This is a genomic window from Lentzea sp. NPDC005914, from assembly GCF_040629405.1.
Classification (GTDB): Bacteria; Actinomycetota; Actinomycetes; order Mycobacteriales; family Pseudonocardiaceae; genus Lentzea.
On record NZ_JBEXVQ010000001.1, the window covers coordinates 603698 to 619120 of the forward strand.

At 69.2% G+C, this 15423-nt stretch carries 12 protein-coding genes and 1 pseudogene; 10 read left to right on the top strand and 3 right to left on the bottom strand.

Annotation, left to right across the window (positions count from 1 at the left end; translation table 11 throughout):
* Window positions 1–2 precede the first annotated feature (2 nt).
* Together ABZ345_RS02570 and ABZ345_RS02575 are read right to left on the bottom strand one after the other, a co-directional pair.
* Window positions 3–818: pseudogene (locus ABZ345_RS02570) on the bottom strand (NAD(P)/FAD-dependent oxidoreductase); the annotation flags it as partial.
* Entirely contained in the window at window positions 815–1132 is a 318-nt protein-coding gene (locus ABZ345_RS02575; RefSeq protein WP_359842151.1) for a bifunctional 3-phenylpropionate/cinnamic acid dioxygenase ferredoxin subunit, read from the bottom strand. The gene ABZ345_RS02575 and the pseudogene ABZ345_RS02570, both read right to left, overlap by 4 nt.
* A gap of 256 nt (window positions 1133–1388) precedes the next feature.
* Between ABZ345_RS02575 and glyA the strand changes: the two genes are divergently transcribed.
* The 5 genes from glyA to ABZ345_RS02600 are packed head-to-tail and all read left to right on the top strand — an operon-like array spanning window position 1389 to window position 8929.
* Window positions 1389–2666: a serine hydroxymethyltransferase gene (gene glyA, locus ABZ345_RS02580; protein WP_359842153.1), complete on the top strand. Its 1278-nt coding sequence runs from the start codon at window positions 1389–1391 to the stop codon at window positions 2664–2666.
* A gap of 16 nt (window positions 2667–2682) precedes the next feature.
* Complete coding sequence (locus ABZ345_RS02585; protein ID WP_359842155.1) at window positions 2683–3768, top strand: S-(hydroxymethyl)mycothiol dehydrogenase; 1086 nt, start codon at window positions 2683–2685, stop codon at window positions 3766–3768.
* Window positions 3765–6209 carry an FAD-dependent oxidoreductase gene (locus ABZ345_RS02590; RefSeq protein WP_359842157.1) on the top strand — a complete coding sequence of 815 codons (2445 nt, stop codon included), beginning with the start codon at window positions 3765–3767 and terminating at the stop codon, window positions 6207–6209. Before ABZ345_RS02585 ends, ABZ345_RS02590 begins: the two co-directional genes overlap by 4 nt.
* Window positions 6206–7336, top strand: a complete 1131-nt coding sequence (locus ABZ345_RS02595; RefSeq protein WP_359842159.1) for an aromatic ring-hydroxylating dioxygenase subunit alpha — start codon at window positions 6206–6208, stop codon at window positions 7334–7336. Before ABZ345_RS02590 ends, ABZ345_RS02595 begins: the two co-directional genes overlap by 4 nt.
* A 6-nt stretch (window positions 7337–7342) precedes the next feature.
* The gene (locus ABZ345_RS02600) at window positions 7343–8929 is read left to right on the top strand and encodes a BCCT family transporter (protein ID WP_359842161.1); all 1587 of its coding nucleotides are present in this window, start codon (window positions 7343–7345) and stop codon (window positions 8927–8929) included.
* Here the strand turns inward: ABZ345_RS02600 and ABZ345_RS02605 are convergent.
* A complete protein-coding gene (locus tag ABZ345_RS02605; protein WP_359842163.1) occupies window positions 8876–9532 on the bottom strand; it encodes a GntR family transcriptional regulator in 657 nt (218 codons plus the stop codon). The two genes, ABZ345_RS02600 and ABZ345_RS02605, sit on opposite strands and share 54 nt — an antisense overlap.
* 67 nt (window positions 9533–9599) lie before the next feature.
* Here ABZ345_RS02605 and ABZ345_RS02610 point away from each other — a divergent pair, with 67 nt between their 5' ends.
* Genes ABZ345_RS02610 through purU form a run of 5 tightly spaced genes read left to right on the top strand, consistent with a single transcriptional unit; the run spans window position 9600 to window position 15364 of the window.
* Window positions 9600–10829, top strand: a complete 1230-nt coding sequence (locus ABZ345_RS02610) for a sarcosine oxidase subunit beta family protein (protein WP_359842165.1) — start codon at window positions 9600–9602, stop codon at window positions 10827–10829.
* Window positions 10830–10838: 9 nt separating this feature from the next.
* Window positions 10839–11120, top strand: coding sequence for a sarcosine oxidase subunit delta (locus ABZ345_RS02615; RefSeq protein WP_359842167.1), 282 nt, complete (start codon window positions 10839–10841; stop codon window positions 11118–11120).
* Window positions 11117–13954 carry a 2Fe-2S iron-sulfur cluster-binding protein gene (locus ABZ345_RS02620; RefSeq protein WP_359842169.1) on the top strand — a complete coding sequence of 946 codons (2838 nt, stop codon included), beginning with the start codon at window positions 11117–11119 and terminating at the stop codon, window positions 13952–13954. The genes ABZ345_RS02615 and ABZ345_RS02620 overlap by 4 nt, the downstream gene beginning before the upstream one ends.
* Window positions 13944–14522, top strand: coding sequence for a sarcosine oxidase subunit gamma family protein (locus ABZ345_RS02625; RefSeq protein WP_359842171.1), 579 nt, complete (start codon window positions 13944–13946; stop codon window positions 14520–14522). Before ABZ345_RS02620 ends, ABZ345_RS02625 begins: the two co-directional genes overlap by 11 nt.
* Window positions 14522–15364, top strand: a complete 843-nt coding sequence (gene purU / locus ABZ345_RS02630; RefSeq protein ID WP_359842173.1) for a formyltetrahydrofolate deformylase — start codon at window positions 14522–14524, stop codon at window positions 15362–15364. The genes ABZ345_RS02625 and purU overlap by 1 nt, the downstream gene beginning before the upstream one ends.
* The last annotated feature ends 59 nt before the right edge of the window (window positions 15365–15423 follow it).

The following is a 15423-nucleotide window of genomic DNA, read 5'->3' on the forward strand; positions in this document are numbered from 1 at the left end:
AAACGGGCGACGTCGCCCACGGCCACCACCGACGGGATCGGCGTGACGCAGCCGGTGTCGCACAGCACGCCGTTGCCGAGCGGGATCCCGGAGCCGTGCAGCCACTCGGTCACGGGCTCCATGCCGATGCCCGCCACCACGACGTCGGCGGGCAGCTGAGTGCCGTCCTGCAGCAGCACGCCCGTCACCTGGGCGCCGTTGTCCAGAAAGGACGCGACGCCGACACCCAGGCGCAGGTCGACACCGTGGTCGGCGTGCAGTTCGGCGCAGAGCGAGCCGAGCGCGCCGAGTGCGCGTTCCATCGGCACCTGGGCGGCTTCCACGACGGTCACCTCGTGGCCCAGCGCGCGGCAGGTCGACGCGACCTCGGCCCCGATCCAGCCCGCGCCGACGACCACGACTCGGGCGCCGGGGAACAGCGACGCGCGCAGCGCCACGGCGTCGTCGAGTGTGCGCAACGTGTGCAGTCCGGCCACATCGCCGGGAAGGGTCCGGGCACGGCCGCCCGTGGCGATCACCAGACCGTCGGCGCGGACGACCTCGCCGGTCGACAGGTGAATCTCGCCCGCGTGGGGATCGACGCGGTCGGCACGGACTCCGAGCCGCCACTCGGCGTCGAGCTCGTCCAGATCGCCGAGAGCGAGGTCCGCGGCGGGACGGGTGCCCGCGAGGAACGCTTTGGACAGCGGCGGACGGTCGTAGGGCGCGTGAGGCTCCTCGCCGATCACGACGACGCGGCCGGTGAAGCCCTGGTGTCGCAGCTCCTGCACAGAACGCAGGCCCGCCAGCGAGGCGCCGGCGACCGCCACCGTTCTCATGCGACAGGCTCGCGCACGCGCGTGTCCACGTAGATCACGCCGTCCTCCACCACGACCGGGTACGTGCGCACGGCCTTCTTGGCCGGCAGGCAGGTCGGGACGCCGGTGCGGAGGTCGAAGGTCGCCGCGTGCAGCGGGCACTCGACGAAGCAGCCCTCGAGCCAGCCCTCGGACAGCGAGGCGTCCTGGTGGCTGCAGGTGTCGTCGATGGCGTACAACTCGCCGTCCGCGTTGAAGACCGCGATCGCAACCTCACCCGGAATCCGCAGAGACTCGCCTGCGGGCAGATCGTCCACGGCGCAAACGGTGATCATCCCTCAAGCCTCCGTTGCGTATTACGGAACACGGTGTGCACTGCGCAACAGCAGGATGACTCACGTTCGGGGCGCGCGTCAACACCGTTCGCAGACGCATTCCCTGCTGTGAAAGAGATTCACGAAGAAACGAACCCTGCTCCGTCCGTGCGACAGGGTCTTGACAAGCATCCTGGCGAGCCTCACGGTGAGGCCCTGCAGTTGCATAATGCGAACAGTGTTGCGTATTACGGAACTCGCTCGGAAGGGTTGGCCCGTGTCGCTCTCCGTCCCCACCACAGTTCTGGACCAGGACCTCGACGAGCTCGACCCCGAGGTCGCCGCCGCGATCCGGGCCGAGCTCCACCGCCAGCAGTCGACGCTGGAGATGATCGCCTCCGAGAACTTCGCGCCGGTCGGAGTGCTGCAGGCGCAGGGCTCGGTGCTGACGAACAAGTACGCCGAGGGATACCCGGGACGCCGGTACTACGGCGGGTGCGAGCACGTCGACGTCGTGGAAGCGCTGGCGATCGAGCGCGTGAAAGCGCTGTTCGGCGCGGAGCACGCCAACGTCCAGCCGCACTCGGGCGCGCAGGCCAACGCCGCGGCGATGGCGGCGGTGCTGCAGCCGGGCGACACGATCATGGGTCTCGACCTCGCACACGGCGGTCACCTCACGCACGGCATGCGCATCAACTTCTCCGGCCGGCTCTACCACGTCGTCGCCTACCACGTGGATCGCGAGTCCGGCCGCGTCGACATGGCCGAGGTCGAACGGCTGGCGCTGGAGACCATGCCGAAGCTGATCATCGCGGGCTGGTCGGCGTACCCGAGGCAGCTGGACTTCGCCGAGTTCCGCCGGATCGCCGACGCGGTGGGCGCCAGGCTCATGGTGGACATGGCGCACTTCGCCGGCCTCGTCGCGGCAGGCCTGCACCCCAGCCCCGTGCCGTTCGCGGACCTGGTCACGACCACCACGCACAAGACCCTCGGCGGTCCCCGTGGCGGAGTGATCCTGTGCACGAAGGAGCTGGCCAAGAAGGTCGACTCCACGGTGTTCCCCGGTCAGCAGGGCGGGCCGTTGCAGCACGTCATCGCGGCGAAGGCGGTGTCGTTCAAGGTCGCCGCGGGGGAGGAGTTCCGCGAGCGTCAGCACCGGGTCCTCGAGGGCGCGGCGATCCTCGCCGAACGGCTTTCCCAGTCGGACGCGGCCGCGGCCGGGGTGAAGGTGCTCTCCGGCGGCACCGACGTGCACCTCGTGCTGGTCGACCTGGTCGAGTCCTCATTGGACGGACAACAGGCCGAGGACCGGTTGCACCGCGTCGGGATCACCGTCAACCGCAACGCCGTGCCGTTCGACCCGCGTCCGCCGATGGTCACCTCCGGCCTGCGCATCGGCACGCCCGCGCTGGCCACGCGGGGGTTCACCGCCGAGGACTTCACCGAGGTCGCCGACATCATCGCCGCCGCGCTGCAGCCGTCGTTCGACGAGACCGACCTGTCCGCGCGCGTCGCCCGGCTCGCCAAGAAGCACCCGCTCTACCCCCACCTGTAGAAGAGGAGAAGTCTCAGTGGCACACGCAGTCAACGGTGTTGTGGCGGCGGGGCGCGGCGCCAAGGTCTCCGTCGAGACCATCCTCGTGCCGGACCCCGGCCCCGGCGAGGCGCTGGTGAAGGTGCAGGCCTGCGGGGTCTGCCACACCGACCTGCACTACCGCGAAGGCGGGATCAACGACGAGTTCCCGTTCCTGCTCGGGCACGAGGCCGCCGGTGTCGTCGAGGCCGTCGGCGCGGGCGTCGCCGAGCTGGAGCCCGGCGACTTCGTGATCCTCAACTGGCGCGCGGTGTGCGGCTCCTGCCGCTCGTGCCTGCGCGGCCGGCCGCAGTACTGCTTCAACACCCACAACGCGTCCCAGCCGATGACGTTGGCCGACGGCACGCCACTCAGCCCGGCACTCGGCATCGGTGCGTTCGCCGAGAAGACTCTGGTCCACAGCGGACAGTGCACGAAGGTGAACCCCAAGGCACCGGCCGAGGTCGCGGGCCTGCTCGGCTGCGGTGTCATGGCGGGCATCGGCGCCGCGATCAACACCGGCGCGGTCACCCGCGGCGACAGCGTGGCGGTGCTGGGATGCGGCGGCGTCGGCGACGCGGCCATCGCGGGCGCACGGCTGGCCGGCGCGCGCACGATCATAGCCGTCGACCTCGACCCCGTGAAACTCCAGTGGGCGGAACGGTTCGGCGCCACGCACACCGTCGACGCCCGCACCCAGGACGTCGTGGAGATGATCCGCTCGCTGACCGAGGGCAACGGCGCCGACGTCGTGATCGACGCGGTCGGCCGCCCGGAGACCTTCCGCCAGGCCTTCTACGCCCGCGACCACGCCGGTGTCGCGGTGCTGGTGGGTGTGCCGACGCCGGACATGAAGTTCGAGCTGCCGTTGATCGACGTGTTCTCCCGCGGCGGCGCGGTGAAGTCGTCCTGGTACGGCGACTGCCTGCCCAGCAGGGACTTCCCGATGCTCATCGACCTCTACCTGCAGGGCCGGCTGGACCTCGGCGCGTTCGTCTCCGAGACGATCGGGCTGGAGGACGTCGAGCGCGCGTTCGACGACATGCACCACGGCCGCGTGCTGCGTTCGGTGGTGGTCCTGTGAACCCCCGTGTCGTGCTCATCGGAGCGGGCATCGTCGGGTGCGCGCTGGCCGACGAGCTGACCGCACGCGGATGGACCGACGTCACCGTCCTCGAACAGGGACCGCTGTTCGCCACGGGCGGGTCCAGCTCGCACGCACCGGGCCTGGTCTTCCAGACGACCGGGTGCCGGACCATGACCTCGTTCGCCAAGTACACCGTCGAGAAGTACACGGCGATGACGCTCGACGGGAAGTGGTGCTTCCAGCAGCTCGGCGGGCTCGAAGTCGCGACCACGCCGGAACGCTGGACTGACCTCAAGCGCAGGCACGGCTGGGCCACGTCGTGGGGCGTCGAGAGCTTCCTGCGCGACCCGGAGGAGTGCGCCCGGCTGCACCCGTTGCTCGACCCCGGCAAGATCCTCGGCGGGTTCCACATCCCGTCCGACGGTCTCGCCAAGCCTCTTCGCGCCGCGGAGGCGCAGGCGCGCAGGGCGATGGACCGCGGTGCGAAGTTCCTGGCACACCACAAGGTCACCGGGATCGAACGCAGCGGCCGCCGCGTGAAGGCCGTCGTCACCGAGCACGACACGTTCGCCGCTGACATCGTGGTGTCGTGCGTCGGCATGTGGGGACCGCGGATCGGGCGGATGGTCGACCTCGACATCCCGCTGGTCCCGATGGCGCACCAGTACGCGAAGACCACCCCGCTGCCGGTGCTCCAGGGCGTCAACGACGAGCTGTCCGAGATGTCGAAGCCGTTGCTGCGCCACCAGGACGCGGACCTCTACTTCCGCGAGCACGTCGACCGGATCGGCATCGGCGCCTACGGGCACCGGCCGATGCCGATCTCCGCGGACGACATCCTCGACCACGACGTGGCGCCGACCATGCCGTCCGAGATCGCGTTCACGCCGGAGGACTTCGAGACCTCCTGGGACGCCGCCGTCGACCTGCTGCCGGTGCTCGGCGACGCCAAGGTCGAGGAGGGCGTCAACGGCCTGTTCTCCTTCACCCCCGACGGAAACCCGCTGCTCGGCGAGCACCCCGGCCTGGACGGGTTCTGGGTCGCCGAAGCCGTGTGGATCACGCACTCCGCCGGGGTGGCGAAGGCGATGGCCGAATGGATGGTCGACGGTCAGCCGAAGATCGACCTGCACGGCTGCGACCTCAACCGGTTCGAGGACGTGCAGCGCTCGCCCGAGTACGTGCACGAGCGCAGCTGCCAGAGCTTCGTCGAGGTCTACGACGTCCTGCACCCGCTGCAGCCCGCCGAGCGGCCGCGGCCGTTGCGGGTGAGCCCGTTCCACGAGCGGCAGGCCGAGCTCGGCGCGGTGTTCCTGGAGGCGTCCGGCTGGGAGCGGCCGCACTGGTACGAGGCCAACGCTCAGTTGCCCGAGGTCGCGGAGATTCCGGAGCGCAACGAGTGGGCGTCCCGGTTCTGGTCGCCGATCGCCGGTGCCGAAGCGCTGGTCGCGCGCAAGCGGGTCGCGATGTTCGACATGACCCCGTTGAAGCGCCTGGAAGTCAGCGGCCCGGAGGCGCTGACGTTCCTGCAGACCATGACCACCAACCAGCTCGACCGCAAGCCGGGCTCGGTGGTCTACACGTTGCTGCTCAACGAGGACGGGGGAGTGCGCAGCGACCTCACGATCGCGCGGCTCGGCTCCGACCGGTTCCAGGTCGGGGCGAACGGTCCGCTCGACCTCGACTGGCTGCGCCGGCACCTGCCCCCGAACGGCGGGGTGCACATCTCCGACATCACCCCCGGCACCTGCTGCATCGGATTGTGGGGACCGGCCGCGCGGAAGTTGTTGCAGCCCCTGACCCGTGCGGACTTCTCGCACGAGGCCATGGGCTACTTCAAGGCGCAACGGGCGTTCATCGGTGACGTGCCGGTCACCGCCATGCGGCTGTCGTACGTCGGCGAACTCGGCTGGGAGCTCTACACGACCGCCGACATGGGGCGCCGTCTGTGGGACACCTTGTGGGAAGCAGGCCAGGAGCACGGTGTGATCGCCGCCGGGCGCAGTGCGTTCACGAGCATGCGGCTGGAGAAGGGCTATCGGTCGTGGGGCGCGGACGTGACCGCCGAGCACGACCCGTTCGAGGCGGGGCTGGGGTTCGCGGTCCGCATGAACAAGGGCTACTTCCACGGCCGCAAGGCTTTGGAGGGCCGGTCCGAGGACACGGTCTCGCGCAAGCTGACGTGTTTGACCATCGATGACGACTACCAGGTCGTGATGGGGTCCGAGCCGGTGTTCGCGAGCGGCAACGCGGTCGGGTACGTCACGAGTGCCGCGCGTGGTTACTCGATCGGCAAGAACATCGCTTATGCCTGGCTGCCCGCGGAGTTCGCGATCGAGGGAACGCCGGTCGAGATCGAGTACTTCGGTGACCGAGTGCCAGCGGTCGTGGCGGCGGAACCGCTGTTCGACCCCGAGATGAAGCGGATCCGCGCATGACCCACACCGAGCTGCCGTCGAGCCTCATCCCGACCCTGCCCGGCCACACCTACACCGATCCGGCGAACTTCGAGCTGGAGCAGGAGAAGATCTTCGAGCAGATGTGGTTCTGCGCGGTGCGCAGCGCCGATCTGCCGGCCCCCGGCAACTTCAAGACTGTCCAGATCGGACGCGAGAGCGTGCTCGTGACTCGCGCGAGAGATGGTGAGCTGCGCGCGTTCCTCAACATCTGCCGGCACCGCGGCGCCAAGCTGTGCGTCGAGGAGACCGGCACGGTCAAGCGCAACTTCCAGTGCCCGTACCACGCCTGGACCTACGGGCTCGACGGCAGGCTGGTGGCCGCGCCGAACCTGACCTCCATGCCCGATATCGACCGCGTCGAGTACGGGCTGAAGACCGTCCACCTCCGCGAGTGGCTCGGCTACGCGTGGCTGTGCCTGGCCGAGGAGCCGCCGTCGTTCGAGCAGACCGTGCAGCGCGACGTCCGGGAGCGGCTCGGCAACCTCGACGCGATCGGCAACTACCAGGTCAGCGAGCTGGAGCTGGGCCGGCGGATCACCTACGACGTGAAGGCCAACTGGAAGCTCATCATCGAGAACTTCATGGAGTGCTACCACTGCGCGACCATCCACCCGGAGCTCACGGAGGTCCTGCCGGAGTTCGCGGACGGGTATGCCGCGCAGTACTACGTCGGGCACGGCGCGGTGTTCGGCGAGGAGATCAAGGGCTTCACGATCGACGGCGGCGAGGGGTTCGACCGGCTGGACGGGGTGGACTCGGACCAGGACCGCCGGTACTACGCGATCACCGTGCGGCCGCAGGTGTTCATCAACCTCGTGCCGGACCACGTGATCATCCACCGGATGTTCCCGATGGCCGCCGACCGCACGATCGTCGAGTGCGACTGGCTCTACGCCAAGGACGTCGTCGCGACCGGCAAGGACGTGTCGCGGTCGGTCGAGCTGTTCCACCGCGTCAACGAGCAGGACTTCGAAGCATGTGAACGGTGCCAGCCCGCGATGTCGTCGCGGGCCTACGCGCAAGGGGGTGTGCTGGTTCCCTCCGAGCACCACATCGGGGAGTTCCACCGCTGGGTTCAGGAAGCCACGTCCACGACGAGGTGGTAGCAGGCCATGGCCGGACCGAAGTTCCTTCCCACCACGAAAACAGACAGGCCGGTGTTCGCGCTGTCCGCGGCCGTCGCCACGGCGTTCCTCGCCTGGGGCGTGGTCGGCACCGGCAGCCTGGGCAGCGTGTCCAAGACCGTGCTCGGCTGGGTCATCAAGAACACCGGCTGGGCGTTCCTCACCGCTGCGACCGGTTTCGTGATCTTCGCGCTGTGGCTCGCTTTCAGTCGCTACGGGCGGATCCCGCTCGGCCAGGACGGCGAGCGGCCGGAGTTCCGGACCATCTCGTGGGTCGCGATGATGTTCAGCGCGGGCATGGGCATCGGGCTGATGTTCTACGGCGTCGCGGAACCGTTGGCGCACTTCGTGAAGCCTCCACCGGGCACGGTCGAGGGCGGCACGGACGCGGCGGTCGAGACGGCGATGGCGACGTCGTTGTTCCACTGGGCGATCCACCCGTGGTCGATCTACGCGGTGGTGGGGCTGGCGATCGCGTACGGGACGTTCCGGCGCGGCCGCAAGCAGCTGATCAGCGCCGCGTTCGCCCCGCTGTTCGGTGACCGGGTGTCGGAGAAGCCGCTCGGCAGGCTGATCGACATCCTCGCGATCTTCGCGACGCTCTTCGGGTCCGCCGCGTCGCTCGGGCTGGGCGCGCTGCAGATCGGCAGCGGGCTCAAAGCGGGCGGGTTCGTCGACGAGAACCCCGGCGTCGGCGTGCTGGTCGGCATCATCGCGGTACTGACCGTCGCGTTCGTGGCATCGGCCGTGTCCGGTGTCGCCAAGGGGATCCAGTGGCTCTCGAACATCAACATGGTGCTCGCGACCGTGCTTGCTGTGTTCGTGTTCGTGGTCGGGCCGACGGTGCTGATCCTCAACCTGGTGCCCGCGGCCGTCGGGGACTACTTCCGCGAGATGGGCGACATGATCTCCCGCTCCAGCGCCTCCGGTGGCGAGGCGATGGAGAGCTGGCTGTCGTCGTGGACGATCTTCTACTGGGCGTGGTGGATCTCGTGGACGCCGTTCGTGGGCATGTTCATCGCGCGGATCAGCCGCGGCCGGACGATCAAGCAGTTCGTCAGCGGAGTGATCCTGGTGCCGTCGGTGGTCAGCCTGATCTGGTTCACGATCATGGGTGGCACCGCGATCACGTTGCAGCGCGAAGGCACGGACCTGGCGGGCGCGGCGAACCCGGAGTCACAACTGTTCGGGATGCTGGACCAGTTCCCGCTGGCGGCGGTCGCCGGTGTGGTCGTGATGGTCCTGGTGGCGATCTTCTTCGTGTCCGGTGCCGACGCCGCCTCACTGGTGATGGGCACGCTGTCACAGCGCGGCGCGATCGAGCCGCACCGGCGGCTGGTGGTGTTCTGGGGCGTGGCGACCGGTGGTGTGGCGGCGGTGATGCTGCTCGTCGGCGGTGGCGGCGCGACCGCGTTGACCGGCCTGCAGAACCTCACGATCATCGCCGCGGCACCGTTCGTGCTGGTGATGGTCGTGGCGTGCGTGGCGCTGGTGAAGGACCTGCGCAGCGACCCGCTCGTGCTAGATCAACGCCCGGATCGCGCGCTCGAAACCGATGACGTGCTGCGAAGCTAGCTCGCCCGCCTTCTTGGCGTCTCCCTCGATGATCGCGGTCAGGAGTGGCACATGTTCGTCGACGTGACCGGCCATTCCGGACAGTCGCGGCAGGAACACGCACCAGATGCGGGTGGCCAGGTTGTCGTAGGAGATCAGGGTGTCCTCGAGGAACGGGTTGTGCACACAGCGGTAGATCGCGCGGTGCACGCCGACGTCGGTGCGCAGCAGCTCGATGTTGTCGCCGGACGGCGTCGTGTCGAGCCGCGAGCGCAGTTCGGTCAGCGCGGCGCGGTCTTCTGCTGTGGCCCGTTCGGCCGAGGCGGAGGCGGCGAGGGGCTCCAGCGTGCGGCGGACCTCGGAGATGTGCGCGAGGTCGGAGATGTTCACGTCGGTGGCGAACGTGCCGCGGCGGGGGAAGGCGACGACGAGCCGTTCCTGCTCCAGCCGTTTCAACGCCTCGCGGATCGGGGTGCGGCCGACACCGAGCTCGGTGCGCAGCCGCTCCTCGTTGATCGGCTCGCCCGGCTTGATCTCCAGCATCACCAGGCGATCGCGCAGGACGCCGTACGCCTGCTCGGTGAGTGAGGCGGCCGCGGGCTCGTCGTTGACCCGAGTGTTCATGTGTCCTACGGTAGCGCACAGACTGATATACCAGTAGTCGACCAGATGATTTCGCTGGAGGCGTCGCATGACCAGCCCGCCCGGAGCACATCTGCCCGAGCACCCGGACTTCCTGTGGGAGAACCCGGAACCGAAGGCCTCCTACGACGTGGTGGTCGTCGGCGGGGGAGGGCACGGTCTCGCCACGGCGTACTACCTCGCGAAGGTCCACGGCATCACGAACGTCGCGGTGCTGGAGAAGGGCTGGCTCGCCGGCGGCAACATGGCCCGCAACACCACGATCATCCGGTCGAACTACCTGTGGGACGAGAGCTCCGGCATCTACGAGCACTCGCTGAAGCTCTGGGAGGGCCTGGAGGACGACCTCGGCTACCCGATCCTGTTCGACCAGCGCGGTGTGCTGAACCTCGCGCACAGCCTGCAGGACGTGCGGGACAGCGTGCGACGGGTCAACGCGAACCGGCTCAACGGCATCGACGCGGAGTGGGTGGATCCGGGGCAGGTCAAGGAGATCTGCCCGATCGTCAACATCTCGCCGGACGTGCGGTACCCGGTTCTCGGGGCGACGTACCAGCCGCGTGCGGGCATCGCGAAGCACGACTACGTGGCGTGGGGTTACGCACGAGCCGCGCACGCGATGGGCGTCGACCTGATCCAGAACTGCGAGGTCACCGGGCTGGAGACGTCCGGCGGCCGGATCACCGCCGTCGAGACCTCTCGTGGTCGCATTGCGGCTGGTCGCGTCGCCTTGTGCGCGGCCGGGCACAGCTCGGTGCTCGCCAAGATGGTGGGGCTCAGGCTGCCCCTCGCCTCGCATCCGTTGCAGGCGCTGGTGTCCGAGCTTCTCGAGCCCGTGCACCCCACCGTCGTGATGTCGAACGCCGTGCACGTCTACGTCTCCCAGGCGCACAAGGGAGAACTGGTGATGGGCGCCGGGATCGACAGCTACAACGGGTACGGCCAGCGGGGTTCGTTCCACATCATCGAACAGCAGATGTCGGCGGCCCTCGAACTGTTCCCGGTCTTCGCGCGGGCGCACCTGCTGCGGACGTGGGCGGGCATCGTCGACGTCAGCCCGGACGCGTCACCGATCGTCGGCCTCACCCCCGTCGGCGGGCTGTACCTGAACTGCGGCTGGGGGACCGGCGGGTTCAAGGCCACGCCCGGTGTCGGTGACTGCTTCGCGCACACCATCGCCCACGACAAGCCGCACCCGTTCAACGAGCCGTTCACCCTCGAGCGCTTCACCACGGGCGCTCTCGTCGACGAGCACGGCGCCGCCGCCGTCGCGCATTAGGAGCTGACGATGCAACTCATCCCATGCCCGTGGTGCGGGCCGCGCGAGGAAGCGGAGTTCCACTACGGCGGCCAGGCCCACGTCGCGTATCCCGAGGACCCGTCGGCGTTGTCGGACGAAGAGTGGGCGCAGTACGTGTTCTTCCGGGAGAACCCGAGCGGCCCGTTCGCCGAGCGCTGGAGTCATAGCGCCGGGTGCCGGCGGTGGTTCAACGCCGTGCGCGACACCCGCTCCCACGACCTGCTCGCCGTCTACCGCGCGGGCGAGCCGATGCCTGAGGTGACCTCGTGACGTTCCGCACGCCCACCGGTGGCCAGATCGACCGGAACACCTTGCTGCGCTTCACCTTCAACGGTCAGAGCTATACCGGGCATCCCGGCGACACTCTCGCGTCAGCGCTGCTCGCTCATGGCGTGCACGAGATCGGTAGCAGCGTGAAGTTCGGCCGGCCGCGCGGCATCGTGGCGGCGGGCTCCGAGGACCCGACGTCGCTGGTGCAGATCGAGGAACCGTTCCCCGAGCCGATGCTGCTCGCGACGACCGTCGAGCTCTACGACGGTCTGGTCGCGCGCGGCCTGGCGGGACAGGGACGGCTGGCGGCTGAGCCCGACCCGGCTCGGTACGACGCCAAGCACGAGCACTGCGACGTGCTCGTCGTCGGCGCGGGACCTGCTGGACTCGTTGCCGCGTTGACCGCAGCTCGCAGTGGTGCGCGCGTGGTTCTGGTGGACGAGCAGAACCAGGCCGGCGGCGCGTTGCTGGGTGTGGACGAGTACCTCGACGACCGGCCGTCCGCGGAGTGGGTGGCGGACGTCGTGGCAGAGCTTCGGAGCACGCCCGGTGTGCTGGTGCTGGAGCGCACCACGGCGTTCGGCATGTACCAGGACGGGTTCGTGCTCGCGCTGCAGAAGCGCGCCGACCACCTCGGGTTCGCGGCACCGGCTTCGGTTGCCCGGCAACGGGTCTGGCGGATCCGCACCAGGCAGACCGTGCTCGCGACCGGGGCGCACGAACGACCCGTGGTGTTCGCCGGCAACGACCGGCCCGGGATCATGCTGGCGTCGGCCGCTCGCACGTTCCTGCACCGCTACGGCGTGCTGCCGGGGTCGCGCGCGGTCGTGTTCACCACCAACGACAGCGCGTACTGCGCGGCGATCGACCTCGCGGAGTCCGGTGTGGACATCGCGCTGATCGTCGACGCCAGGCCTGAAGCTCCCGCCCGGCTCGCCACCGAGTGTGCGGCGCGGGGGATCGAGGTGAGGGCCGGGCACGTGGTGGTGGGGACCGAGGGCACGGGGCGAGTGGCCGGCGTGCTGGTCGCCGAGGCGGATGGCGCGCGAGACGCCGTTCAGGTCGCGTGCGACACACTTCTCGTGTCCGGCGGCTGGAACCCCGTCGTCAGCCTGTTCAGCCAGGCCCGCGGCAAGCTGCGCTACGACGCCGAGCTCGGCGCCTTCGTGCCGGGCGAGGAACTGGAGACCGTCCACGTCGCGGGGTCCGCGACCGGTGAGATGGATCTGACGGCGTGCGCGCGGCAGGGACGCAACGCCGGTGCCGCGGCCGCGATCGCAGCCGGGTTCACGCCGCGCGGTCAGATTCCGTTGCCTGCCTCGGACTCGCGGTGCACGTCACGTTCCGGTCTGGTGCTGTGGCGGGTGCCGGGGGATGACGACGCGAGTTTCGTTGACCTGCAAAGGGATGCGACCGTCTCAGACGTACTGCGTGCGACTGGTGCGGGCTTGCGTTCGTTGGAGCACATCAAGCGGTACACGACCATTGGCACGGCTCACGACCAGGGCAAGACGTCCGGCATGATCGCGGCGGGCATCGTCGCCGAGGCGCTGGGCGTCGAGTTGGCCGACCAGCGACCGACGACGTTCCGGCCGCCGTACACCTCGGTGTCGTTCGCGGCGTTGGCCGGACGCGACCGCGGCGAGCTGCACGACCCGGTGCGCGTCACGGCGATCCACCCGTGGCACGTGGCGCACGGGGCGTTGTTCGAGAACGTAGGCCAGTGGAAGCGGCCCTGGTACTACCCGCGGCTGGGCGAGGACCTGCACACGGCCGTGTTGCGAGAGTGCGCTGCCACGCGCGAGAGCGTCGGCATGATGGACGGCTCGACGCTGGGCAAGATCGACGTCCAGGGCCGTGACGCGGGCAAGTTCCTCGACATGCTCTACACGAACCTGATGAGCTCGTTGAAGGTCGGCCGGATCCGTTACGGCGTCATGTGCGGCGTGGACGGGATGGTGATCGACGACGGCACGGTGATCCGGGTCGGCGAGGAGCGGTACATCGTCACCACGACCACCGGCAACGCCGCGAAGATCCTCGACTGGATGGAGGAGTGGCTGCAGACGGAGTGGCCGCACCTCGACGTGCACTGCACGTCGGTCACCGAGCACTGGGCGACGATCCCGTTGGTGGGCCCTCGATCCCGCGATGTGCTGGCTGCGGTGGCGCCCGGTCTGGACGTCAGCAACGAGGCGTTCGAGTTCATGACCTGGCACGACACCGTCGTCGCCGGGGTGCCCGCGCGGGTCTGCCGGATCAGCTTCTCCGGCGAGCTGGCGTACGAGATCAACGTGACCGCCTGGCACGGCCTCGCCGTCTGGGAGGCGCTCATGGCGGCCGGGGAAAAGTACGGGATCACGCCGTACGGCACGGAGACCATGCACGTGTTGCGGGCCGAGAAGGGCTATCCGATCATCGGCCAGGAGACCGATGCCACGGTGACACCGCAGGATCTCGGCATGTCGTGGGCGGTGTCGAAGAAGAAGCCGGACTTCATCGGCAAGCGCTCGTTCGCCCGCGCGGAGAACAATCGCACGGACCGCAAGCAGCTGGTGGGCCTCCTGCCCGTGGATCCCTCGGTGCTGCTGCCGGAGGGGTCGCAGATCGTCGAGACCGACCGCCTGCCCGAACCGCCGGTGCGGATGCTCGGCCACGTCACGTCCAGCTATCCCAGCGCGGCGCTGGGCCGCACCTTCGCCCTGGCTCTCGTGAGGTCCGGTCACGAGCGCATCGGCGAGACGCTGTACGTACCGGTCGAGGACGCGCTCGTGCCGGTCACCGTCACCGAATCCGTGCTCTACGACAAGGAAGGAGCCCGTCGTGACGGCTGACCCGACCAGTCCGTTGGCGGCCTGGACCGACCGGCTGGCGGCGCTCGCACCCGCGCTGACGGTCGCGGAGGTGCCGTTCCGCTCGCAGGTCACGGTGCGCGTGCCGGACCCGTCGGCGCTGGGGTCCGCGTTGGGCGTCGAGTTCCCCGCGGTCGCGTGCACCTTCACGACGGGCTCTGGCCCGTTCGGGGACGTCGAGGTGCTGTGGCTCGGCCCTGACGAGTTCCTCGTCGTGGCGGCTCCCGGCCTGCAGGTCGCGATCGAGGAGGTGTTGCGTGGCGCGTTCGGTGGTCTCCGAGGGTCCGTTGTGGACACTTCGGCTCAGCGCACGACCGTGGTCCTGGAAGGGCCGCACGTCCGGGACGTGCTGGCTCACGGATGTTCCGTGGACCTGCACCCGTCTTCGGCTCCCGTCGGCACTTGCGTGCAGACGCTCCTCGCACGGACGGGGATCATCCTGCAGGTGACCGGCGCCGACACCGTCACGCTGCTGGTGCGGTCCTCGTTCGCCGAGTACCTCGTGGCCTGGCTGAGCGACGCGTGCGCCGAGTACCTGGTGGTGGCGTGATGGGGAAGTTCACCCTGACCCTGAACTGCCCGGAGCGGGCGGGCATCGTGCACGCGGTGACGTCGTTCCTGGTAGGCCACGGCTGCGACATCGTCCAGCACCAGCAGTTCGACGACGACGTCCGCGGCAGGCTGTTCCTGCGCACCGCGTTCTCCTGCTCCTCGGCCGGACTGGACGAGCTCGCACAGGAGTTCGCCGCCGTGGCGACCGAGTTCGAGATGGACTTCGACCTGTGGGACGAGCGGCAGCCGCGCATCCTCGTGATGGTGTCGAAGGCCGGTCACTGCCTGAACGACCTGCTGTTCCGCTGGCGCGCGGGCAGTCTCGGCGGTGAGATCGCCGCGGTGGTGTCCAATCACGAGGACCTGCGTCCCATGGCGGAGGCGGCCGGGCTCGACTTCGTGCACGTGCCCAACAACGCCGACACCAAGCACAGCGCCGAGCAACGCCTGGTGGAACTGGTCGAGGAGTACCAGGCCGACCTGGTCGTGCTGGCCCGGTACATGCAGGTGCTGTCCAACGACCTGTGCGCCAAGCTGGCCGGCCGGGTGATCAACATCCACCACTCGTTCCTGCCCGGTTTCAAGGGCGCCAAGCCGTACCACCAGGCCTACGACCGGGGCGTGAAGTACGTGGGGGCAACCGCGCACTACGTCACGCCCGACCTGGACGAGGGGCCGATCATCGAACAGGAGGTGCTGCGGGTCGACCACTCCTACGACCCGCGCGCCCTCACCGCGGCGGGCCGTGACGCCGAGGCTCTCGCGCTGTCCCGCGCGGTCCGCTGGCACTGCGAGCACCGGGTGCTGCTGAACGGCAACGGCACGGTCGTCTTCCGCTGACGTGGCGCCTCGGGCCGGGCGCGGGGCACTCCTCGCCCGGCCTCGTGCTGGTCTGGCCG